Consider the following 23429-nt stretch of genomic DNA (forward strand, 5'->3'; position numbering starts at 1 on the left):
AGGAGCACCTGCTACACCCATACCCGACCAACACATCGATCTTGATCAGAGTGACGGCCGTTCACTCCAAAGCATGTGCGAAGTACGGGGCTAGAAGGCGCCGTCCGGGGCCTTGTCGAGCTCCGAGTCCGGGGTCGCGGCCGGGTTCGACGGCGCCGGCACCCCGCGCACCACGGCCCGGATCGCCGCCGCCACGGCCGGCGTCACCCGGTTGTCGAAGACGCTCGGGATGATCACGGTGGGGTTCAGCTTGTCCTCGCCCACCACGTCGGCGATCGCCCGGGCCGCCGCGAGCGCCATCTCCTCGGTGAACTCCTCGGCGCTCACGTCGAGCATGCCGCGGAACACGCCGGGGAACGCCAGCACGTTGTTGATCTGGTTGGGCTGGTCGGAGCGGCCGGTCGCCACGATCGCGGCGTGCTTGCGGGCCTCGCGCGGGTCGACCTCGGGGTCCGGGTTGGCGAGCGCGAACACGATCGACTTGTCGGCCATCTTGGCGATGTCCTCGCCGGTCAGCAGGTTGGGGGCGCTGACGCCGATGAAGACGTCCGCGCCGACGATCGCGCCGGGCAGGTCACCGGAGTAGTTGCTCTTGTTGGTGTGGTCGGCCAGCCACTGCCACGTCTCCGACATGTCGGGCATCCCGCGGTGCAGGGCGCCCTTCCGGTCGTACGCGATGATGTCGCCCACGCCCTGGCGCAGCAGCAGCTTCATGATGGCCGTGCCGGCCGCGCCCGCGCCGGAGACGACGACCCGGACGTCCTCGAGGCGCTTGCCGACCACTCGCAGCGCGTTGGTCAGCGCCGCCAGCACGCAGATCGCTGTGCCGTGCTGGTCGTCGTGGAAGACCGGGATGTCCAGCAGCTCCCGCAGCCGGGCCTCGATCTCGAAGCACCGCGGCGCCGCGATGTCCTCCAGGTTGATCCCGCCGTACGCCGGAGCGATCGCCTTCACGATCGCCACGATCTCGTCGGTGTCCTGGGTGTCGAGCACCACCGGCCAGGCGTCCACGCCGCCGAACCGCTTGAACAGGGCGGCCTTGCCCTCCATGACCGGCATCGCGGCGGCCGGCCCGATGTTGCCGAGCCCGAGCACCGCGGAGCCGTCGCTGACCACTGCCACGGTGTTGCGCTTGATGGTGAGCCGGCGCGCGTCGGCCGGGTTCTCGGCGATCGCCATGCAGACGCGCGCCACGCCCGGCGTGTACGCCCGGGACAGCTCGTCCCGGTTACGCAGAGCGACCTTGGAGTTGACCTCGATCTTACCGCCGAGGTGCAGCAGGAAGGTCCGGTCGGAGACCTTGCGGACGTCGACGCCGTCCTGGTCCTCGAGCTGCTTGACGACCTGGTCGGCGTGCGCCGCGTCGGCGGTGTCGCAGGTCAGGTCGACGATCACGTGGGTGGCGTCGGAATCCACCACGTCCAGCGCCGTCACGATCGCCCCGGCTTCACCCACACAGGTGGTGAGCCGGCCGATGGACGAGGCGTCCGCGGTTACGGCGATGCGAATCGTGATCGAGAATCCTGCGCTCGGCAGGCGGGTGGTCACCACGGTGTTCCCTCCGACGTTGGTGGGTGAGTCTCCGCATTGTCGCTCTTGCGGAATAGCGTGCACCGTTGCGGTGGTTACCAGAGAGTTGGATTTCGACTGTCAGAGCGTCCGGGTCGGTTATGTGGATGCGCCCAGCGGCGCGACGTGCCACGATCGGGCCGGAGGAGGTCACTTTTGCGAAACACCTACCAGGCACCCGTGCTGGACGAGCCCGACCTGACCACCGGTGAGCTCGAGCTGGAAGAGCGTCATTCGCTGCGGCGTGTGGCGGGTCTCTCCACGGAGCTGACCGACATCACCGAGGTCGAGTACCGCCAGTTGCGACTCGAAAGAGTGGTGCTGGTCGGCGTCTGGACCGAGGGCAGTGTCGCCGACGCGGAGAACTCGCTGACCGAGCTCGCCGCGCTGGCCGAGACCGCCGGATCCCAGGTGCTCGAGGGTTTGATCCAGAGACGTAAGCAACCCGACGCGGCCACGTTCATCGGTCGCGGCAAGGTCGACGAGCTGCGCGACGTGGTGCTCAGCACCGGCGCCGACACGGTCATCTGTGACGGCGAGCTCTCCCCGTCCCAGCTGCGTAACCTCGAACAACAAGTCAAGATCAAGGTCGTCGACCGTACGGCGCTGATCCTCGACATCTTCGCCCAGCACGCGAAGAGCCGCGAGGGCAAGGCCCAGGTCGAGCTGGCCCAGCTGCAGTACCTCCTGCCGCGACTGCGCGGCTGGGGTGACTCGCTTTCCCGTCAGGGCGGCGGCGCCGGTGGCGGCGCGGGCGGGGGCGGTGTCGGCACGCGTGGTCCCGGTGAGACCAAGCTGGAGACCGACCGCCGCCGGATCAACACCCGGATCGCCAAACTGCGGCGTGAGATCAAAGCCATGAAGACGGTACGGGAGACCAAGCGGTCCCGCCGTTCCGCGAGTGGTGTCCCGGCCGTGGCGATCGCCGGTTACACCAACGCCGGCAAGTCCAGCCTGCTGAACCGGCTGACCCAGGCCGGCGTGCTGGTGGAGGACGCGCTCTTCGCCACGCTGGACCCGACGACCCGGCGGACCGCCGCGGAGGACGGCCGTGTCTTCACGCTGTCCGACACTGTCGGTTTCGTCCGGCACCTGCCGCACCAGATCGTGGAGGCGTTCCGCTCCACGCTGGAGGAGGTGGCCCAGGCCGACCTGGTGGTGCACGTCGTGGACGGCGCCCACCCGGACCCCGAGGGTCAGGTCAGCGCGGTCCGTGAGGTGCTGAGCGAGGTCGGCGCCGACCGGATTCCCGAGCTGCTGGCGGTCAACAAGGTCGACGCCGCCGACGAAGAGACGATCCTGCGACTCAAACGGACATGGCCGGACGCCGTCTTCGTGTCGGCGCGGTCCGGAGCGGGCATCGACGAGCTGCATGCGGCCATCGCCGAGCGGCTGCCCCGCCCCGCCGTCGACATGATGGTCCTGGTGCCCTACGACCGGGGTGACCTGGTGGCCAGGGTGCACCGGTCCGGTCAGGTGCTGCAGTCCCGACACCTGGACGACGGGACCGAGCTCCGGGTCCGGGTGAGCGAGGAGATCGCCGCTGAGCTGGAGGCTTTCCGGCTCTGAGGGGAGACCTTCGAGATCGCTCTCACCAGCGTTGATCCACACGTAATACCGGGGGACGACGCCGCGTGCGACACTGTTCGGATGCGGCGTCTCGTCTTCTCGATCATCGTGGCCATGGGCTTCGTGATGGTCGGTTCCTCCAGCGCGTCCGCCGAGGACCCGACACCCGCGCCGACGGTGAGTGCCAAGGCGACACCCGGCAAGAAACTCTGCAAGATCGTCGACAAGCGGCTGGACGAGATCTCCGGTCTGGTCGCGACGGACACCGGTTACGTCGTGATCGACGACGGCACCACCGAGGAAGCCAAGCGCAAGATCTTCTTCCTCAACAAGAAGTGCGTCGTCACCAAGGAGCAGGAGTACAGCGGCGCCGGTCCGCTGGACCCGGAGGACATGGTCCTGTCGGCGGACGGCAAGACGATCTGGATCGCCGACATCGGTGACAACGCGGTGCGGACCGAGGGCGCGGACCCCCGCAAGGCGGTCGCGGTCTGGAAGATGGCGGCCGACGGCGAGAAGAAGCCGACGCTGTACCGGATGACCTACCCGGACGGTGACAACCACGACGCCGAGGCGCTGCTGATCGACGGCGACGGCGTGCCGATGGTGATCACCAAGGAGATCGGCGCGACGGCCGGGGTCTACAAGCCGTCCGCCGCCCTGGTGGCGAAAAGCACCGACGGTGTGCCGATGACGAAAGTGGCCGACCTGAAGGTCAACGCCACCGAGACGGCCGGCAACGCGCTGGCCCGGATCGGCAACAAGACGATCACCGGTGGCGCGGTGGCCCCGGGCGGCGCCAAGGTCGCGCTGCGCACCTACACCGACGCGCTCGAGTGGGACGTGGAGAACGGTGACGTGGTGGCGGCCCTGAAGAAGGAGCCACGGACCACCGGCCTGCCGAACGAGCCGTTCGGTGAGGCGATCTCGTACAGCCCGGACGGCAAGTCCTTCGTCACCGTCTCGGACATGAACGGCGACCAGAAGACCGCCAACAACATCCGGGAGTACACGCCGGCCACCGAGGTCGCCGCGATCTCGAAGAAGTCCGGTCAGGACACCACCGGCGCCGCGTGGTACACCGATCTGGACAATCTGACCTACCTGGTCGCCGGTGTCGGCGGACTCGGCCTTCTCCTGGTGGCGGCCGGTGTCTTCGGCATCGTGCGGTTCCGCAAGTCCCCGCAGGCGATCGCGGCCGCCGAGGCCGACGACCTGCCCGGCGGCCTGAACACCGACGACCCGGAGACCGAGCTGATCGGGGTCGGCGGACTGCCCCAGCGGACCCCGGCGTACGGGCGTCCCGGCGGGGGAGCCGGCCCGGTCTACGGCGGCGCCCAGGCCGGTCCGCCGCCGGGCGCCCCGGGCCCGCAGCGGGGTGGCACCGGCGTCTACGGCGGTGCTCCGGCGGGCGCGCCGGCCGGAGCAGCCGCCGGTGGTGGCGGGCAGTACGGCCGGCCGGCCGGCCCGCAGCCGCCGCGTGGTCCGCAGCAGGGGGGGCCGCAGAAGGGGGGCGCCGCCCCGCGTGGTCCCCAGCAGGTTCCGCCGCGCGGTCCGCAGCCGGGTGGCGCCGGCCCGCGTGGTCCGCAGCCTGTTCCGCCGCGTGGCCCGCAGCCGGGTGGCGGCGCGCGTGGTCCGCAGCCGGGTGGCGCCGGCCCGCGTGGTCCGCAGCAGGGTGGTGGCCCGCGTAGCCCGCAGCCTGTTCCGCCGCGCGGTCCGCAGCCGGGGGGCGCCGGCCCGCGTGGTCCGCAGCCTGTTCCGCCGCGCGGTCCGCAGCCGGGTGGCGGCGCGCGTGGTCCGCAGCAGGGTGGCGCTGGTCCGCGTGGCCCGCAGCAGGGTGGTGGCCCGCGTGGTCCCCAGCAGGTTCCGCCGCGTGGCCCGCAGCAGGGCGCTCCGCGGGGTCCGCAGCAGCCGCCGCCGAGCCGCGGCCCGAAGCCGCCGCCCGGTCGCGGCGGCGGTGGTGGCGGCGTCTACGGCGGTGGCGGTCGCCCGGACGACCCGGACTACCACCGCTGACGCGCGAGCACGGCGACGCACCGCCGCAGGGCGGCAAGAAGCACGGCGACGCACCGCCGCAGGGCACCAGTAAGCACGGCGGCGCACCGCCGTAAGGCGTCAGGAAGCACGGAGAAGGCCGGCCCTCACCGGGGCCGGCCTTCTCGCCGTTCTCGGCTCAGACGCGGCGCAGGACGGCCACGACCCGGCCCATGATGGTGGCGTCGTCACCGGGGATCGGGTCGAACGCCGGGTTCGCCGGCATCAGCCAGACGTGCCCGTCGCGCTGGCGGTAGCTCTTCACGGTGGCCTCACCGTCGATCATCGCGGCCACGATGTCGCCGGCCTCGGCGGTGGGCTGCTGGCGGACCACCACCCAGTCGCCGTTGCAGATCGCCGCGTCGATCATCGAGTCACCCTTGACCTCGAGCATGAACACGTCGCCTTCACCGACGAGCTCGCGCGGCAGCGGGAAGAAGTCCTCCACCGTCTGCTCGGCGAGGATCGGGCCACCGGCGGCGATCCGGCCCACCAGGGGCACGTAGGCCGGCTGCGGCCGGGCGGCGCGCAGCGCCTCGTCGTCGACCATCTCGCCGGGCATGCGGACGTCCACGGCGCGCGGCCGGTTCGGGTCGCGGCGCAGATAACCCTTGGTCTCCAGGGCCTTCAGCTGGTAGGCCACGCTGGACGGGGAGACCAGGCCGACGGCCTCGCCGATCTCCCGCACGCTCGGCGGGTACCCGTAGCGCTCCACCCAGTCGCGGATGAACTCCAGGATGCGGCGCTGCCGTGCGGTCAGGTCCGGGGCGACGACCTCGGGGGCGTGCCCGACCGGGGTGACCGAGCGCAGCTGGGGCGCGTCACCGCTGCGGGCCCGGTTCGGTGAGCGGCGGCGGATGCTGGCCGGGGCGGCGGCCTCGGCCCTCTTGACGGACTGCTGCCCGGGTGTTTGCTTCGTGCGGTCGTCGGTCGACACGTCCGCCCTCCCTGTCGGCCAGTGCCATCCGGCACGTGGTGCGTCGCGGAGCCGGACCCACGCTGTGGGGATGACGTCTGCCCGGCTGACCCCTCTTGACGGCAAACCGTAATAGGGACATGCGACATATTCAAACATCTGTACGATCTTTCTCCGGCGTGTCGCGCCCGAGGACTCGACTTCCGTACGCGTGTTCTGATAGACCGTCGTACGGGCGTTCTATCGAACGGGTGTCCGAGAGAGGGGTCGTCATGGTTTCCAGTGGGATGCGACACGCGGCGCCGCCCGTGCGACTCACCCGGCGTGGCCGCGCCGTTCTGCTCGGTGTCTATCTCCTTCTCGCGGTGCTGGCGAGTGTCGTGTTGTTCACTACCGCGTCGCAGGGCTGACCAGCGCCGTTCGCTGTCCCTTCGTGGTCACCGGACGAGTGGGGTGTCCGGATCTCCGGCGCGTCGCGTCACCCCCGCCCGCTGCGCCGAGTGATCGTGGCATCACCCCTGGTGGTGAGCTTGAAAAACCCGGCGCGTCGGCATGCGGCTGAACTTGCGCCGCCGTCCGCCGGGGCATAGCGTTGACCCCAACATCTAGTGGTTACACGGATGTAAGTCATCCACAGGTTGGGTTTCCCTCTCCCCGGTTATCCACATGCCGTCCACAGCCTCGCATCGGTTCCGACCAAGGCGAAGCTGTGCTTCTGCGTGTCCGCGAGCCGGTTCGGGGGGAATCCGGAGGGGGTTCGCGGTGCGCTGCCCGTATTGCCGGCACGCCGACTCACGCGTGGTCGACTCGCGTGAGGCCGACGACGGTCAACTGATCCGTCGCCGCCGGTCGTGCCCCGAGTGCGGCAAGCGGTTCACCACGGTCGAGGAGGCGGTTCTCGCGGTGGTGAAGCGCAGTGGCGTCACCGAGCCCTTCAGCCGGACCAAGATCATGAGCGGCGTCCGGAAGGCCTGTCAGGGCCGTCCCGTCGACGAGGACTCGATCGCGCTGCTCGCGCAGCGCGTCGAGGAGACCGTCCGGGCCCGGGGCGCCGCCGAGATCCCCAGCCACGAGGTGGGCCTGGCGATCCTCACGCCGCTGCGTGAGCTCGATCAGGTGGCCTATCTCCGGTTCGCGAGTGTCTACAAGGCGTTCGATTCTCTGGACGAATTCGAGAAAGAGATCGCCGCGCTTCGCGAAGCACCCGCCGTCAGGGAACCCGGGACGCGACACGCCGTCGCGCCGCGGTCCGGCACGCGGGCGCCAAAGCTCAACGGCTGATCACGGCCGACATTCAGCTACACCTTTCCGCGGGTACTACGAGGGGGAGCACATCCTTATGGCCGGAGACGGCATCACAGCAGGTCGCCAGCGCAGCCGGACGAACGGCGCGGGCGCGGCGACCAGGGGGCTGCATGTGGAGCGGGTGTGGACGACGGAGGGCGTTCACCCGTACGACGAGGTGGAGTGGGAACGCCGCGACGTCGTCATGACCAACTGGCGTGACGGCTCGATCAACTTCGAGCAGCGCGGCGTGGAGTTCCCGGCGTTCTGGAGCGTGAACGCCGCGAACATCGTCACGACCAAGTACTTCCGCGGAGCGGTCGGCACGCCGGAGCGCGAGGTCTCGCTCCGCCAGCTGATCGACCGCGTGGTGAGCACCTACCGCAAGGCGGGCGAGGAGCACGGCTACTTCGCGTCGCCGGCCGACGCCGAGGTCTTCGGCCACGAGCTCACCTGGATGCTGCTGCACCAGGTCTTCAGCTTCAACTCGCCGGTCTGGTTCAACGTCGGCACCAAGTCGCCGCAGCAGGTCAGCGCGTGCTTCATCCTCTCCGTCGACGACTCGATGGACTCGATCCTCGACTGGTACAAGGAAGAGGGTCTGATCTTCAAGGGTGGCTCCGGCTCCGGCGTCAACCTCTCCCGGATCCGCTCCTCCAAGGAGCTCCTCTCCTCCGGCGGCACCGCGAGCGGCCCGGTCAGCTTCATGCGTGGCGCGGACGCCAGCGCGGGCACCATCAAGTCCGGCGGCGCCACCCGGCGTGCCGCGAAGATGGTCATCCTCGACGTGGACCACCCGGACATCGAGGAGTTCGTCCAGACCAAGGCGCGCGAGGAAGACAAGATCCGCGCGCTGCGGGACGCCGGCTTCGACATGGACCTGGGCGGCGCCGACATCGTCAGCGTGCAGTACCAGAACGCCAACAACTCGGTGCGGGTCAGCGACGAGTTCATGCGGGCGTACGAGGAGGGCACCGAGTTCGGCCTGCGCGGCCGGCTCAACGGCGAGGTCATCGAGACCATCGACGCCAAGAAGCTCTTCCGCGACATCGCCAAGGCCGCGTGGGAGTGCGCCGACCCCGGCCTGCAGTACGACGACACCATCAACGACTGGCACACGAACCCCGAGACCGGCCGCATCACCGCGTCCAACCCCTGCTCGGAGTACATGTCGCTGGACGACTCGTCCTGCAACCTCGCCTCGCTCAACCTGATGAAGTTCCTCCGCTCCGACGGCGGCTTCGAGGTGGAGAAGTTCGTCAAGAGCGTCGAGTTCATCATCACCGCGATGGACATCTCGATCTGCTTCGCGGACTTCCCGACCGAGAAGATCGGGGTCACCACCCGCGCCTACCGCCAGCTCGGCATCGGGTACGCGAACATCGGCGCCCTGCTGATGGCGTCCGGCCTGCCGTACGACTCGGAGGCCGGCCGTGGCGTGGCCGCCGCGATCACCTCGCTGATGACCGGCACGGCGTACCGCCGCTCGGCCGAGCTGGCCGGCATCGTCGGCGCCTACGACGGCTACGCCCGTAACGCCGACGCCCACCAGCGCGTCATGCGCAAGCACGCCGCCGCCAACGACGAGATCCGCCCCTCCGGCGCGGTCGCCACCGAGATCGTCCGTGAGGCCACCAAGCAGTGGAAGAACGGCAACAAGATCGGTGAGAAGAACGGCTGGCGCAACGCCCAGGCGTCGGTGCTCGCCCCGACCGGCACCATCGGCCTGATGATGGACTGCGACACCACCGGCATCGAGCCCGACCTGGCCCTGGTCAAGTTCAAGAAGCTGGTCGGCGGCGGTTCGATGCAGATCGTCAACCAGACCGTCCCGCGCGCGCTGCGCACCCTCGGCTACCCCGAGGAGCAGGTCGAGGCGATCGTCGAGCACATCTCCGACCACGGCAACGTCGTCGACGCGCCCGGCCTCAAGCCGGAGCACTACGCGGTCTTCGACTGCGCCATGGGCGAGCGGGCGATCGCTCCGATCGGCCACGTCCGGATGATGGCGGCCGTGCAGCCGTTCATCTCCGGCGCGATCTCGAAGACGGTCAACATGCCGGAGACGGCGACCGTCGAGGAGATCGAGGAGATCCACTACCAGGGCTGGAAGCTCGGCCTCAAGGCGCTCGCGATCTACCGCGACAACTGCAAGGTCGGCCAGCCGCTCTCGGCCGGCAAGGGCGCCAAGGCCACCGCGCCCGCCGCGGCCGAGGAGCCCAAGGCGGTCGAGAAGGTCGTCGAGAAGGTCATCGAGTACCGGCCGGTCCGCAAGCGCCTGCCGAAGAAGCGCCCGTCGGAGACGGTGTCCTTCTCGGTCGCCGGCGCCGAGGGCTACCTGACCGCGTCCTCCTACCCGGACGACGGCCTCGGTGAGGTCTTCCTCAAGATGTCGAAGCAGGGCTCCACGCTGGCCGGCGTGATGGACGCCTTCTCGGTCGCCATCTCGATAGGCCTGCAGTACGGCGTCCCGCTGGAGACGTACGTCGCGAAGTTCACCAACATGCGCTTCGAGCCGGCCGGCATGACCGACGACCCGGACGTGCGGATGGCCTCCTCGGTGATGGACTACATCTTCCGTCGCCTGGCGCTGGACTTCCTGCCGTACGACACCCGCGCGGAGCTCGGCATCTTCACCGCGAAGGAGCGCACCGCCCAGGCGCAGGCCGAGGCGGCCGCCGAGGCCGGCACGGTGGACCTGGCCGGCATGGCCGCGTCCGCTCCGGCTCCGGCCGCGCCGGCTCCGGCCGCGCCGGTCGCCTCCACCCCGGTCGCCTCGTCCGCGGTCACCGTGGCGGAGGTCGCCGAGTCGAAGGCCACGCCGGCTCCGGCGCACCAGGTGGGCTCGTCCACCGAGCTGCTCGAGGTGGTCACCGGCCACGCGGCCGACGCGCCGCTCTGCTTCACCTGCGGCACGAAGATGCGCCGCGCCGGTTCCTGCTACGTCTGCGAGGGCTGCGGCTCGACCTCCGGCTGCAGCTGAGACAACTGACGGATGCCTCCCACCCGCAACCGGGTGGGAGGCATCCTGCCGTCGGGGGCGGGCTCGGACCCGCCGCTCGTCGTCCGAGCGGTGGACCGTACGGTCTATCGCTGCGAGTTGATCGACTGCGGCAGACTGCATGCCATGTCGCAGCCGCACACCCCGAGCCCGTGGCCCGCCGCCAAGCCCGCCACCGCGAAGCCCGCCACCGCCGGACCCGCCACCGCGAAGCCCGCCACTGCGACGACCGCGACCCAGAAGGCGGCCACCAAGAAGCCGGGGAAGTAGGCGACCACGTGCGGAAAAGCGATGCGGTAGCCGGCGGCCTCGGGCAATCACTCGTGGTCTGGCTGGCCGTGCTGCTGGCGATGCCGTTAGTGCGTAACGCCGCCGTCGCCTGGGCGCTCTTCGGCGCGGGTCTGCTCTCAGTGATCCTGCTCGGTCAGTGGCACCAGCGGCAGTCCCGGCGGGACAGCGCGGTCGGCGCCTTCACCGGGGCGGTGCTCTGGCCGGCGCTGATCGGCCTGGCCATCGCAGCGATCAATATCGTCTCGATGTCACTGTCCGATTTCGAGTAGATCCGGAAGTGCCCGCCGTGGCCGCGCGAGCCCCGGGACCGGCAAGGCCTGCGAACGCGACGCGGTCGCCGGCGACGCGACTGCCGCCGGCGACCGGAATCGATCAGCGATGCTCGGCCAGGAAGTCGCTGATGACTGAGGCGAGCACGGTCGGCTGCTCGATCACCATGGCGTGCGAGGCGTCGGCGAGCGACAGGTAACGCAGGTGCGGCACCGACCGCGCCTGCTCCACCAGGAACCGGCGGTGCGCCGCGTACAGCTCGGCGAACGGCTCCTGTTCGGGCAGGCTGCGGGTGGGCAGCACGACCAGTTCGGGGCAGGTGGTCGCCGCGTACACCGGGCCCAGGTCCAGCGAGTTCATCAGCGCCCGCAGCTCGGCCGTCGCCTGCGCGGACGGGCGGATCGAGGTCTCACCGTCCACATGCACCAGGTTGCGCCGGAAGCCCTCGATCCACACCTTCTCGTTGGCGCCCATGTCGCGGGCCGCCATCTGCTGGCGCTCCACCAGGTCGGGCAGCTGGCCGGCGGGGATGACCTGGCCGGCCGCGGCCTCGACGGCGTCGAAGACGGCGTGCAGCCGGGCCAGCTCGCCGAGCGCCTTCTCCTCCGGGATGCCGGGCAGGTGCGCCGGGGCGGTGGGCGGCGGGTTGCCGTCGAGGCTCACCACGCCGGGCGTCTCCGGATGCCGCTGGGCCCAGAGGGCGGCGAGCATCCCGCCGAGGGAGTGCCCGGCCACCGCGGGCCGGTCGAGCTCCATCTGTACGCACACGGCGGCCAGGTCGCCGAGCGCGGCGTCCCAGGTCCACGGCCCGTCGCCGGAGCGGCCGTGGCCACGCAGGTCGACGGTGATCACCCGGTTCCGGGGCCGCAGCGCGCGGGCCAGCGTGGTCATGTGCGCGAGGTTGGCGCCGGCGCCGTGCAGGAGCAGCAGCGGCGGCTGGTCGCCACCGAAGTCGCGGACGGCGATGGGCAGCTCGCCCGCGTCGATGAGGCGGTCGTTGATCATTGAGGCTCCCAGTGCCTGTGAAGCGGTGCCGGGCCGCGCCCTCAGAGCGGCGGCGGATCGGTCGGTGGCGGATCGGTGGGTGACGGGTCGATCGGAGGCGGGTCGATCGCGGGCGAGTCGATCGGGGGCGGATCAGGTGACGGCGGAGGCGTGTTCAGCAGGCGGTCGCGGACGGCGCTGACCGGAACACCGCCGTCCGGATGCCGGGGCAGGCGGCCACGGCGTACCAGATCATGAACCCCCTGCCGGCTGATCCCCAGCATGGCGCCGGCCGTCGCGTAGGACACCGACTCCACGTACGGATGGCCGACCCGGCGGACGACGGCCTGGCCGAGCGGTGTGCGCCACCAGTCGGCCGGTGGGGCGAACGCGTGCTCCTCCGGATAGAGCGTCGCGATGAGCCGGGCGAGCGTGCGAACGGCTGTCGCGTCGTCGCTGTGCTCGATGGTGTCGGCCCACGCGGCTGCCCGGTGGCGCAGCACGGTCCGCAGCCCGCCGGGAATCGCGTCGTCCTCCAGCAGGATCTCCAGCGGGTCGAGCAGGCGCACGTCGACGAGGCGGAGCAGCTGCTCGGCGAGGGCGTCCATGCGCCCATCCTGCGCCACTTGACAGTGGCCGTCAAGTTGAACGGACAGTGATCGCGAACCCGGCCCTTCCGCTCCCGCCCCGCGCCCAATAAGGTGTGCGCGGACTCGGGAGGATCTCAGTGCGTACGCGTTTCGCCGTGCCGGCCGTCGCCGTGCTGCTCGTCGTCTCCGGGTGCGGTCCGCGCGACGAGAAACCCGCCGCGGCCTCACTGCCCCCGGTGCAGATCGTGGCGCCTCCCGCCGCTTCCGCCGGTGGCGCCTGCATCCTCTGGGACTGGGACTTCATCGCGGAGAAGATCGGCGTCACCTTCTCGGTGGCCGCCTCCGACCAGGTCGACGAGACGTCCACCTGCGTGGTGCAGAACATCGACAAGGAGTGGCCAGACCTGTCACTCTCCGTCGTCGAGACGACGAAGGCGGACGCCGAGATCTTCCTCGAGGAGCGGATGCCGGAGAAGGCGACCAAGCTCAAGAAACTGGGCAAGGCCGCCTATCGGCTCACCGGCAAGGCCAAGGACGGCCACGGGCCGACCGTGGAGATCGGCTGGCTGAGCGAGGCGAAACAGTTGCAGACGCTGAAGTTCACCTTCGAGAAGGGCGCCGACGCGGCGACCGTGAAGGCCATGAACGGCAAGCTCTTCGCCCTCGCCCAGGCGATGAACACCACCGACGGATAGGCGCCCGGCCCCGAAGGGCTGGGCGCTTCTCCGCCGAACACGGCCAGCCCCGAGCACGGCCGGCCCCGAAAAAGGCCGGCCCCGAAAAAGGCCGGACAGCCTCAGCGCGCCGCGACGAACACCCGGGACGCCACCTCACGCGGCAGGCGGATCTTGTCGCCGGACTTGTCGATGGTGACGCCGTCCCGTTCCTGGGCGACGGTCACCGTCGTACCCGGATCGATGCCGGCGGCGTGCAGCTGCCGCAGGACGTCCGCGTTGGTCTGCACGCTCTCGCAGATCCGCCGGACCACGACGCTGCCGGTCAGGCCCGGGAAGGCCAGGTTGCGCTCGCCGTGGCTGAGCACCTCGTCCAGCTGGCTCTCGTCGGGCGCGCCCAGCTCCTCCAGCCCGGGAATCGGGTTCCCGTACGGCGAGCGGGTCGGCTTGTTGAGCAGCTCGTAGACGCGTTTCTCCACGGAGTCGCTCATCACGTGCTCCCAGCGGCAGGCCTCCTCGTGGGCCTCCTCGTAGGGCATGCCGATGACGTTGACGAGCAGAAGCTCCGCCAGCCGGTGCTTGCGCATGACGGCGACGGCGTTGGCGCGGCCCGCGTCGGTCAGAACCAGGTGACGGTCACCCTCGACGGTCAGCAGACCGTCTCGTTCCATCCGGGCGACGGTCTGGCTGACCGTGGGACCGCTCTGATGCAGGCGTTCGGCGATGCGGGCTCGGAGTGCGGGCACACCTTCTTCCTCGAGTTCGAGGATGGTGCGCAGGTACATCTCGGTGGTATCGACGAGATCGTTCACGATGCGGTCCTCCCAGCAGCGATAATACCGCGCGGCGGGGGGTTGACATCCGCCCCGAGCAAGTGCCCGGTGACCCTACCCGACCGCGGAACAGGTGTGCTAACGACACGTCGTCCCCGACCGGGGGACATCGGTCATGGGACCATGTCCACATGGCGGACGAGACGACGGCGGTCGTTTGGGACAGTGCCCTGCTCGACTACGACATGGGGGACCATCCGCTCAATCCGGTACGGGTCGAACTGACCATGGCGCTGGCCCGGGAACTCGGCGTGCTGGACCGTCCGAACGTCCGGATGGTCACGCCCCGGCCGGCAAGTGAGACCGATCTCACGCGCGTGCACCGGGCGGACTATCTGGACGCCGTGCGCCTCGCCCCGATCGATCCATTCTTCACCGGCTGGGGCCTGAACACCCCGGACAACCCGGTCTTCGACGGCATGCACGACGCGTCGGCGCGCATCTGCGGCGCGTCCATCGCGGCGGCCGAGGCGGTCTGGACCGGCGCGGCCCGGCGCGCGGTGAACGTCTCGGGTGGCCTGCACCACGCGTTGCCGGCCCGGGCCGCCGGCTTCTGTGTCTACAACGACCCGGCCGTGGCGATCGCCTGGCTGCTCGATCACGGCGCCCAGCGGATCGCGTACGTCGATGTCGACGTGCACCACGGCGACGGCGTGCAGGTGGCGTTCTACAACGATCCGCGGGTGCTCACGGTGAGCCTGCACGAGACGCCGCTCGCGCTCTTCCCGGGCACCGGGTTCGCCGACGAGATCGGCGGGCCGGACGCCGAGGGCACCGCGGTGAACGTGCCGCTGCCGCCGGGCACCGGTGACGCCGGCTGGCTGCGCGCCTTCCACGCGGTCGTGCCGTCGGTGGTCCGCGCGTTCGCCCCGGAGATCATCATCAGCCAGTGCGGCGCCGACGCGCACGTCCTCGACCCGCTGGCCGACCTGAAGCTGTCGGTGGACGGCCAGCGCGCCGCGTACGTGGCGATCCGCGCGCTCGCCGACGAGCTCTGCGACGGCCGCTGGGTGGCGACCGGCGGCGGCGGGTACGCGCTCGTCGAGGTCGTCCCGCGGGCCTGGACGCATCTGCTCGCGGTGGCCAGCGGTGAGCCGATCGACCCGCGGACGCGGACGCCGGCGGGCTGGCGCGAGTTCGCCGCCCGGCGCTGCCCCGGTGTGCCGGTACCGGAGACGATGTCCGACGGCGTGCCGCCGGTGCTGGAACAATGGTCGCCGGGGACCACCGACCCGGTGGACCGGGCGATCCAGGCGACGCGGACCGCTGTCTTCCCCCTGCACGGCCTGGACCCCCACGACCCCAGGGACTGACGACGTGGAGAACTCCGCCGTCCACCGAAGCGCGGACGTCCTGCTGGCCGACGGTTCGACCGCGCACCTGCGGCAGATCCGCCCGGAGGACGCTCCGGCCATCGTGGACTTCCACTCGCGGATGAGCGACCGCACCCGTTACCTGCGCTACTTCTCGCCGTACCCGCGCATCCCGGAACGCGACCTGCAACGCTTCGTCAACGTCGACCACCGCGACCGGGAGGCGTTCGTGACCGTCGACGCCGACGGCCGGATCACCGCTGTCGGCCGGTACGAGCGGCTCGGCCCCGACTCGCCGGACGCCGAGGTCGCGTTCGTGGTCGAGGACGCGCTCCAGGGCCGCGGCATCGGCTCGGTGCTGCTGGAGCACCTGGCCGAGGCGGCGCGGGAGAACGGGTTGACCCGGTTCGTCGCCGAGGTCCTGCCGGAGAACGGCGGCATGCTGCGGGTCTTCGGCGACTCCGGTTTCCAGGTGCAGCGCCAGTACGCGGACGGCGTGGTCCACCTGGACTTCCCGATCGCGCCGACCGAGAAGTCCCGCGAGGTGCAGGAGTCCCGCGAGCACCTCACCGAGGCCCGCTCGATCGCGCGGCTGCTCGCGCCGAGGGGCATCGCCATCTACGGCGCGAGCGCCAGCGGGCAGGGCATCGGCGCCGCGATGCTGGGCAATCTGCGGGACGGCGGGTACTCCGGCGCGATCGTCCCCGTGCATCGCACCGCTGACCGGGTGGCCGGGCTCCCCGCGTACCCGAGCGCCGCGCTTGCCGGTGTCCCGATCGACCTTGCCCTGATCGCCGTGCCGGCGGAGGCGGTTCCGGAGGCCGGGACGGACGCGGCTCGCGCCGGCGCGGGCGGCGTGGTGGTGGTCTCGGCGGGTTTCGGCGAGACCGGCCCGGAGGGCGCCGCCCAGCAGCGCCGCCTGGTGGAGGAGGCGCGCGCCGCCGGTCTGCGGGTGATCGGCCCGAGCAGTTTCGGGATCGCCAACACCGACCCCGGTGTCCGGCTGAACGCCACGCTCTCGCCGCGGCTGCCGAAGGCCGGCCGGGTCGGCTTCTTCGCGCAGAGCGGCGCGCTGGGCGTGGCGCTGCTGGCCGAGGCGGACCGGCGCGGCCTGGGTCTGTCCAGCTTCGTGTCGGCCGGCAACCGGGCCGACGTCTCCGGCAACGACCTGCTGCAGTTCTGGCGGGACGATCCGGGCACCGACGTGGTCCTGCTTTATCTGGAGACGTTCGGCAATCCGCGCAAGTTCGCCCGGCTGGCCCGCCGGATGAGCCGGGTGAAGCCGGTGGTGGCGGTGGCGTCGGCGACCCGGCCGCCGGGGCTGGCGGGTGATGCGCCGGGACCGGACGCGAACGCGGTGACTGCCCTCTTCGCGCGTTCTGGCGTCATTCGCGTGGACACCGTTCAGGAACTTTTCGACGTCGGCATGATCCTGGCCCACCAGCCGCTGCCGTCCGGCCGCCGGGTCGCGGTGGTCGGCAACTCCTCGGCGCTCGCCCAGCTCGCGGTGGTGGCCTGCCGCGCCGCCGGTCTGACAGTGGCCGAGGGCTATCCCCGTGACGTCAGCCCGCTCGCCACCGCGCACGATCTGGCCGACGCGCTCGCCGACGCGGCCGTCGACCCGGGGGTGGACGCGCTCGTCGTGGTCTTCGCCCCGCCCGTGCCCGGGCAGCACGCCGACGAGGACGCCGACTTCGCCGCGGCCCTGGCGAGCGTCGCGCTCGCCGGGGAGAAACCGACCGTCGCGACGATGGTGTTCGGCCAGGTCCCGCCGCGGGTGCCGACCTATCCGTCGGTGGAGGAGGCGGTGCGGGCGCTGGCCCGGGTGGTCAACTATGCCGACTGGCTGCGGCGCCCGCCGGGGGTGATGCCGGCGCTGTCCGGTGTGGACCCCGTGGCGGCCGAGACGGCCGGCGACTCCACCGGACTGCTGAACGCCTACGGGATACCGGTCGTCCCGTCCACCGTGTCACGGTCCGCCGACGAGGCCGTCCTGGCGGCGGACGAGCTGGGATACCCGGTCGCGCTCAAGGCGGCCGGCGGTGGGTTGCGCCATCGGATCGACCTCGGCGCGGTGCGCCTCGCGCTGGGGGACGAGGACGACGTACGGGTGGCGTACCGCGAGCTGTCCGCCGCCTTCGGACCGGACGTGCTCGTGCAGACGATGGTGCCGCCCGGCGTGGCCTGCCGGATCGAAGTGGTCGAGGACCCGGCGTTCGGCCCGGTCGTCGGGTTCGGCCTGGGCGGCGTGGCCAGCGAACTGCTCGGCGACCTCGCCTGGCGGGCCGCCCCGCTCACCGACCGCGCCGCCGAGGCGCTCGTCGACGAGCCGCGCGCGGCGCCGCTGCTGCACGGTTACCGCGGCTCGACGCCCGTCGACCGGGCCGGCCTGATCGACCTGCTGCTGCGGGTCGGGCGGATCGCCGACGAACACCCCCGGGTGCGCTCGCTCACGCTGAACCCGGTGCTGGCCCGGCCGGACGGTTACTCGGTGCTGCACGCGGCCGCCGAGTTCGGCGACGCCGGCGTCCGCCCGGACACCGGCCCCCGGCGGTTGCGCAGCGCTTGAGGCCCGAGGTCACCCGAGGAAGTCGGACACCATCTCCACGGCCTCGAACCTGCGCGCGGCGAGGTCCTCCCGGGAGCACACGTAGAACACCGTGGTGTAGTCGGTTCCGAAGTCGTCGCCGACGTCGCCGCGGTCCAGGAAGAACTCGGCCAGCAGCAGGTGGGTCGCGAAGTCGTCGGGCGGCTCGGCCTCCGTGCACTCCTCGCCGGCCGGCACGTAGACGACCCGCCCCTCGTCCGAGCCGATCTCCGGCACCGCGAAGAACACCAGTGTGCCGTCCGCAGGAAGGTCGACGTCCGTCGTGTCCATATCGATCGCGGCGAGGTCGATCGTGGCCAGGTGGGCGTGGTGCGCCGGCCAGGCTACGGACGCCAGCGGCCACGGAGCACCTTCCCAGCTGCGACCGGCCCGCGCGCTGGTCCGGCGCCCACCACATCACCGCACGGGAAAGGGCCCGCCCCGCCGCTTCCCCCGAAGCGGACCGGACGGGCCCCGTGGTGCCGGAAACGTCAGGACGCGTACGCCTCGAGGCGGGAGGCCCGCTCCGGGTCACGCAGCTTGAGCATCGTCACCTTCTCGATCTGGCGGATGCGCTCGCGGCTCAGGCCGAACTCGCGGCCCACCTCGTCCAGCGTGCGCTGCCGGCCGTCGTCCAGGCCGAAGCGCAGCCGGATCACCGCCGACTCCCGCTCGGAGAGGGTGGCGAGCACGATCTCCACCTCGCTGCGCAGCTCGCCCTGTGCCACGCCCTCACCGGGCTGGTTCGGGTCGACCGCGGCGACGAAGTCACCGAGCGCGCTCTCGCCGTCGTCGCCGACCGCCTGGTCCAGGCTGACCGGCTCCCGGTCGTACGAGATCAGCTCGATGACCTGGAACTCCGGCACGTCCATCGCGGTGGCGATCTCGGCGATGCTCGGCTCCCGGCCGAGCGAGACGGCCAGGTCGCGGCGGCAGCGCACCATGCGGTTGACCTGCTCGACCATGTGCACCGGGATGCGGATGGTGCGGGCCTGGTCGGCCATGGCGCGGGTGATGGCCTGCCGGATCCACCAGGTGGCGTACGTCGAGAACTTGTAGCCCTTGGTGTAGTCGAACTTCTCGACCGCGCGGATCAGGCCGAGGTTGCCCTCCTGGATCAGGTCGAGGAAGGCCATGCCACGGCCGGTGTAGCGCTTCGCGATGCTCACCACGAGCCGCAGGTTCGCCTCGAGCAGGTGGTTCTTCGCGGCCTTGCCCTCGGCGGCGATGATCGCGAGCAGGGGCGCCAGGTCGGCGGGGGCGGCGGAGAGCTTCTCCTCCGCGTAGAGCCCGGCCTCGATGCGCTTCGAGAGGGTGACCTCCTCGACGGCGGTGAGCAGCCGTGTGCGGCCGATGCCGTTGAGGTAAGCCCGGACCAGGTCCGCGGAGACACCGCGCTCGTCCGTCGCGTCCAGGTCCGCCAGTGCCTCGACCCCGTCGGTCTCCTCGACCATGACCTGCTCCGACGCCTTCATCTCCAGGACCACTTGAGTCCCCTCCCCGCGATTAACGTCTCGTGCGTACCAGCCGCTTTCCGTACCGGTGAGAGCAAGCTTCGCCGGTGGCGCGTTAAGCGGAGGTGAGGCCAGCCTCCAGGTGGCATGAATCAGGGAGAACCCTGACGTCGAGAAGCCGACAAGCGGAGCTTGCCGGGCGCCGATACTGTTCTTGCACCGAGAAAGGGTGATCACCGTGGTCTTCAAACGCATGATGCAGGCGCTGGGTGTCGGTGGGCCTTCGGTCGACACCGTGCTGGCGAACCCGAACACCTACCCCGGCGGTTCCCTCGAGGGCACCGTTCACGTGGTCGGCGGCGACCACGCGGTCGACGTGGAGTACCTCGCGATCGGGCTGATCACCCGGGTCGAGGTGGAGAGCGGCGACAGTGAGTACCAGTCCGACCAGGAGTTCCACCGCCAGCGGCTGACCGGCTCGTTCCGGCTGGAGCCGGGTGCCCGGCACGACGTCCCGTTCCGTTTCGACGTCCCCTGGCAGACCCCGATCACCGAGGTGTACGGGCAGCACCTGCACGGCATGACGATGGGCCTGACCACCGAGCTGGAGGTGGCCCGCGCCGTCGACAAGTCCGATCTGGACGCCGTGGCCGTGCACCCGCTGCCGGCCGAGGAGCGCATCCTGGAGGCGCTGCTGCGTCTCGGTTTCCGGTTCAGCCGGGCCGATGTGGAGAAGGGCCGGGTCTACGGTGTGGACCAGCAGCTGCCGTTCTACCAGGAGATCGAGTTCTACCCGCCGTCGGCGTACGCGAGCGGCATCAACCAGCTCGAGCTGACGTTCCTGCCGACGCCGCAGAAACTGCAGGTGGTGCTGGAGCTGGACAAGCGTGGCGGCCTCTTCACCGAGGGGCGCGACTCGTTCGGCAGCTTCGACGTCGACTACGCCACCGCCGACCAGGTGGACTGGACGAGCCGGCTGGACCAGTGGCTGCGCCAGTCCGCGCAGCGCCGCGGCCTGTTCTAGACCTCAGAGTTTTCTGGACCTCAGAGTTCGAGCAGGACCGTGCGCGGTCCGACATTCACACTCTCGACCAGCATGTGCGCCCGGAAGCGGCCGGTGGCGACTGTCGCTCCCCGGGCGCGCAGCGCGTCGGCGAACGCGGTGATCAGGGGTTCGGCCACCTCGGCCGGCGCGGCCGCGTTCCAGGTCGGCCGGCGGCCCTTGCGCGCGTCGCCGTAGAGGGTGAACTGGCTGACCACCAGCACCGGCGCGTTCTCGTCCGAGGCGGACCGGTCCCCGTCGAGGATGCGCAGCTCCCACGTCTTGCGGGCCAGTTCGGCCGCTGTCGCCGGGGTGTCGTCGTGCGTCACGCCGACCAGGACGAGCAGGCCGTCCTTGATCTCGCCGACGACCTCGTCGCCGACTGTCACGCTCGCCCGGCTGACCGTCTGCACCAGTGCGCGCATCGAACTCCCCGTCGTCCCGGCCGCCGCGGGGTCGCGGCGGCCGGATGACGGTAACCGACCGGCTCAGCCCGCCGCGTCGCTGGTGTACTCGTCCGGTTCGGTGCGCAGCGCGCCGGTGGTGGCGTCACCGGTCGTCGTGTTGGCGACGCCGGGGCCGGTGCGCGGGTGGCTCGGGAAACTGGCCGGCCCGGCGGTGCCCCCGGTCGTGGTCATGATGCCGCCACCGGCGGGCGGCGGACCGCCGTCGCGGAGCTGCTCGGTGTCGGTGCCCGCGTCGTAGGTGCTGGACAGGTCCGGATCGCCGTCGGAACCCTTCTCCGGCCGGTACGTGCTGGGCTCGTGAAGCGCGTCAGGGGCGTAATCGCTGCCGGTGATCTCCGCTTCGGTGTCGCTTCGAGAGTCGCTCATGGGGCCGGAGTGCCCGCTGAGCCGGGCCGCAAACCGGGCCCGCCCGCAGCCCCAATGAACTGCGTAGATATTGCCGTGTTACGGCCTCCGCCAGTGCCAGGATTTTCCTGGTCGGAGGGGCCGCCGACTGATTGCTCCGGCACTGACCGGACGGCGTGCTCCCGATCACGGCGACTCGTTCCGCACTCTGCTTGCGCCGGATCGACCGTACTCAGATGGGAGTCACCCATGCCCCTCACCAGCACCTCTTCCGGGCGCGCCACTGACGCGGCCCGCGCCCGGCCGGCCGCTGGGCCCGCTTCGGCCCGGCCCGCCGCCCGGGGCGCGGATCCGGACGCCAACCGGCGGCAGGCCCGTTCGGTGGCGAAACAGCAGCAGGCCGCCGAGCGGATCGCCACCGCGACTGCGGAGATCTCCGCCCAGAACGCCCAGGCGGCCGAGGCCTCCCGCCAGCTGACCGAGTCGATGCAGCAGATCGCCGCGGGCGCCGAGGAGGCGTCCGGCGCGACCCAGCAGAGCCTGGCCGCGATGAACCAGGTTGAGGAACGGGTCGGCCGCCAGGAGCAGACCACCCGTCAGGTGGCCGAGCTGAGCCAGGCGTTGCAGAACCTGCTGAACGAGACCCGGAACGGGATCAGCAATCTGCTCGCGAACGTCGACAGCGCCTCCGCCCGGCAGACCTCCTCGGTGGTCACCATCACCGAGCTGGAGAAACAGGCCGACGAGATCGGCGAGATCGTCAAGACCGTCGCGCACATCGCCGATCAGACCAACCTGCTGGCGCTCAACGCCGCGATCGAGGCGGCCCGGGCCCGGCAGCACGGCAAGGGTTTCGCGGTGGTCGCCGACGAGGTCCGGACACTGGCCGAGACCAGCGAACGCAGTGCCCGCCAGATCCGCGACCTGATCGACGAGGTGCGCAACAGCGTCACCGAGATCGCCGGAGCGGTGCAGACCTCCGCCGAGGCGGCGCGCGGCGAGGTGGAGAAGGGCAAGACCATCACGTCGCAGCTGGAGACCATCCGTGCCGACATGGGCACGATCATGGCCGGCGCGGTCGAGATGGCCGCCTCGGCCCAGCAGGCCAAGGTGGCTGCCAGCGGCGCCAAGCAACGCTCGGAGGAGATCGCGGCCGCGGCCGAGCAGCAGTCCGCTGCCTGTGAGGAGTCCCTGCAGACGGTCGGCCAGCAGACCCAGGCGTTGCGGCAGAGCGAGCAGGCGGCCGAGTCGCTGTCCGAGGTGTCGGAGACGCTGCGCAGCAGCACCGACATCGCGAAGAGCGCCGAGGAGGTGGCCTCCGCGGCCGAGGAGCTCTCGGCCGCGGTCGAGGAGATCACCCGCGCGGCCGGGCAGATCAACGTGGCGATCAACGAGATCAACACGGGCGCGCGCACCGCGGCGGAGAAGGGCCAGCAGACCTCGGAGGCGGTCAGCCAGATCGAGCGGGGCGCGCAGCTGTCGGCCGACCGCGGCGGATCGGCGGTGGAGCGGTCGGACGTGATCCTCGAGATGCTCGCCGGCAACAAGCAGGCGGTCGACTCGATGATCGAGGCGATCGGCACCGCTGCCCGGGAAGGCATCGACAACGTCCGCAAGGTAACCGAGCTGGAGCAGATCTCCCGTCGCATCGACAAGATCGTGGATGCGATCGCCAACGTCTCGATCCAGACCAACATGCTCGCGGTCAACGGCTCGGTCGAGTCGGCCCGGGCCGGCGAGTTCGGCAAGGGTTTCGCTGTCGTCTCCACCGACATCCGGAACCTGGCCCGCGACTCGGCCGACAACGCCGACCGGATCAAGGACCTGGTCAAGTCGGTGCAGGACCGGATCGTCGAGGTGCGCGCCGACCTGGAGGAGACCAGCCGTCTCTCGCTCGCCGAGGTGGAGGCGGCGAAGGCCACCACCGCCCGGCTCGAGGAGATCGAGCGGGACATGCAGCAGGTACGCGGGGGCAACGACGAGGTCCGTGAATCGGCGCAGCAGATCGTCGGCGTGCTGGGCGAGGTCAAGACTGGCCTGGAGCAGATCGCCTCGGCCGCGAACGAGGCCGAGCAGCTGGCCGCCCAGTCCTCCACCGCAGCCCGGGAACAGGCACAGGGCGCCGAGGAGCTCGCCGCCGCGGTGGAGGAGATCGCCGCGCTCGCCGACGAGCTCCAGAACGCCGGCTGACGCCGGGAAGGGGAGG

20 protein-coding genes are annotated in these 23429 nt (G+C 70.9%); 11 read left to right on the plus strand and 9 right to left on the minus strand.

Annotated elements, in window-relative coordinates:
• Positions 1-90 precede the first annotated feature (90 nt).
• Positions 91-1551, minus strand: coding sequence for an NAD-dependent malic enzyme (locus AB0F72_RS00005; protein WP_360422537.1), 1461 nt, complete (start codon positions 1549-1551; stop codon positions 91-93).
• A gap of 174 nt (positions 1552-1725) precedes the next feature.
• Here AB0F72_RS00005 and hflX point away from each other — a divergent pair, with 174 nt between their 5' ends.
• A complete protein-coding gene (hflX, locus tag AB0F72_RS00010; RefSeq protein ID WP_360422539.1) occupies positions 1726-3138 on the plus strand; it encodes a GTPase HflX in 1413 nt (470 codons plus the stop codon).
• Between the two features lie 81 nt (positions 3139-3219).
• Positions 3220-5154, plus strand: coding sequence for a hypothetical protein (locus AB0F72_RS00015; RefSeq protein WP_360422542.1), 1935 nt, complete (start codon positions 3220-3222; stop codon positions 5152-5154).
• Positions 5155-5311: 157 nt separating this feature from the next.
• Here AB0F72_RS00015 and lexA read toward each other — a convergent pair whose 3' ends face one another.
• Entirely contained in the window at positions 5312-6031 is a 720-nt protein-coding gene (lexA, locus tag AB0F72_RS00020) for a transcriptional repressor LexA (RefSeq protein WP_360423769.1), read from the minus strand.
• Positions 6032-6850: 819 nt separating this feature from the next.
• On the opposite strand from lexA, the gene nrdR reads away from it, so the two are divergent.
• Genes nrdR through AB0F72_RS00040 form a run of 4 tightly spaced genes read left to right on the plus strand, consistent with a single transcriptional unit; the run spans position 6851 to position 10933 of the window.
• Positions 6851-7369 carry a transcriptional regulator NrdR gene (gene nrdR, locus AB0F72_RS00025; protein ID WP_360422545.1) on the plus strand — a complete coding sequence of 173 codons (519 nt, stop codon included), beginning with the start codon at positions 6851-6853 and terminating at the stop codon, positions 7367-7369.
• A 58-nt stretch (positions 7370-7427) separates the two neighbouring features.
• Entirely contained in the window at positions 7428-10355 is a 2928-nt protein-coding gene (locus tag AB0F72_RS00030) for a vitamin B12-dependent ribonucleotide reductase (protein ID WP_360422548.1), read from the plus strand.
• A 12-nt stretch (positions 10356-10367) separates the two neighbouring features.
• A complete protein-coding gene (locus tag AB0F72_RS00035) occupies positions 10368-10643 on the plus strand; it encodes a hypothetical protein (RefSeq protein ID WP_360422551.1) in 276 nt (91 codons plus the stop codon).
• Positions 10644-10651: 8 nt separating this feature from the next.
• Entirely contained in the window at positions 10652-10933 is a 282-nt protein-coding gene (locus tag AB0F72_RS00040; RefSeq protein ID WP_360422554.1) for a hypothetical protein, read from the plus strand.
• Positions 10934-11036: 103 nt separating this feature from the next.
• Here AB0F72_RS00040 and AB0F72_RS00045 read toward each other — a convergent pair whose 3' ends face one another.
• Both AB0F72_RS00045 and AB0F72_RS00050 read right to left on the minus strand, forming a co-directional pair.
• A complete protein-coding gene (locus tag AB0F72_RS00045; protein WP_360422557.1) occupies positions 11037-11939 on the minus strand; it encodes an alpha/beta hydrolase in 903 nt (300 codons plus the stop codon).
• A gap of 41 nt (positions 11940-11980) precedes the next feature.
• Positions 11981-12526: a hypothetical protein gene (locus AB0F72_RS00050; protein ID WP_360422560.1), complete on the minus strand. Its 546-nt coding sequence runs from the start codon at positions 12524-12526 to the stop codon at positions 11981-11983.
• A gap of 119 nt (positions 12527-12645) precedes the next feature.
• Here AB0F72_RS00050 and AB0F72_RS00055 point away from each other — a divergent pair, with 119 nt between their 5' ends.
• Positions 12646-13203, plus strand: a complete 558-nt coding sequence (locus AB0F72_RS00055) for a hypothetical protein (protein ID WP_360422563.1) — start codon at positions 12646-12648, stop codon at positions 13201-13203.
• 101 nt (positions 13204-13304) lie between these two features.
• On the opposite strand, the gene AB0F72_RS00060 is transcribed toward AB0F72_RS00055, so the two are convergent.
• Complete coding sequence (locus tag AB0F72_RS00060) at positions 13305-13997, minus strand: metal-dependent transcriptional regulator (RefSeq protein WP_360423772.1); 693 nt, start codon at positions 13995-13997, stop codon at positions 13305-13307.
• A 149-nt stretch (positions 13998-14146) separates the two neighbouring features.
• On the opposite strand from AB0F72_RS00060, the gene AB0F72_RS00065 reads away from it, so the two are divergent.
• Positions 14147-15328, plus strand: coding sequence for an acetoin utilization protein AcuC (locus AB0F72_RS00065; RefSeq protein ID WP_360422566.1), 1182 nt, complete (start codon positions 14147-14149; stop codon positions 15326-15328).
• A gap of 4 nt (positions 15329-15332) precedes the next feature.
• Complete coding sequence (locus AB0F72_RS00070; RefSeq protein WP_360422569.1) at positions 15333-17897, plus strand: GNAT family N-acetyltransferase; 2565 nt, start codon at positions 15333-15335, stop codon at positions 17895-17897.
• Between the two features lie 9 nt (positions 17898-17906).
• Here the strand turns inward: AB0F72_RS00070 and AB0F72_RS00075 are convergent, their stop codons facing one another.
• Positions 17907-18206: a hypothetical protein gene (locus AB0F72_RS00075; protein WP_360422572.1), complete on the minus strand. Its 300-nt coding sequence runs from the start codon at positions 18204-18206 to the stop codon at positions 17907-17909.
• A 200-nt stretch (positions 18207-18406) separates the two neighbouring features.
• Complete coding sequence (gene sigB, locus AB0F72_RS00080) at positions 18407-19369, minus strand: RNA polymerase sigma factor SigB (protein ID WP_360423775.1); 963 nt, start codon at positions 19367-19369, stop codon at positions 18407-18409.
• Between the two features lie 238 nt (positions 19370-19607).
• Between sigB and AB0F72_RS00085 the strand changes: the two genes are divergently transcribed.
• On the plus strand, positions 19608-20393 hold the full coding sequence (locus AB0F72_RS00085) for a sporulation protein (protein WP_360422575.1): 786 nt from the start codon (positions 19608-19610) through the stop codon (positions 20391-20393).
• Positions 20394-20413: 20 nt separating this feature from the next.
• Here the strand turns inward: AB0F72_RS00085 and dtd are convergent, their stop codons facing one another.
• Complete coding sequence (gene dtd / locus AB0F72_RS00090; protein WP_360422578.1) at positions 20414-20836, minus strand: D-aminoacyl-tRNA deacylase; 423 nt, start codon at positions 20834-20836, stop codon at positions 20414-20416.
• A 63-nt stretch (positions 20837-20899) separates the two neighbouring features.
• A complete protein-coding gene (locus tag AB0F72_RS00095) occupies positions 20900-21244 on the minus strand; it encodes a hypothetical protein (RefSeq protein ID WP_360422581.1) in 345 nt (114 codons plus the stop codon).
• 228 nt (positions 21245-21472) lie between these two features.
• On the opposite strand from AB0F72_RS00095, the gene AB0F72_RS00100 reads away from it, so the two are divergent.
• Complete coding sequence (locus AB0F72_RS00100) at positions 21473-23413, plus strand: methyl-accepting chemotaxis protein (RefSeq protein ID WP_360422583.1); 1941 nt, start codon at positions 21473-21475, stop codon at positions 23411-23413.
• The last annotated feature ends 16 nt before the right edge of the window (positions 23414-23429 follow it).

The sequence above is a fragment of the Actinoplanes sp. NPDC023936 genome, from assembly GCF_040639325.1.
In the GTDB taxonomy this organism is placed as follows: Bacteria; Actinomycetota; Actinomycetes; order Mycobacteriales; family Micromonosporaceae; genus Actinoplanes.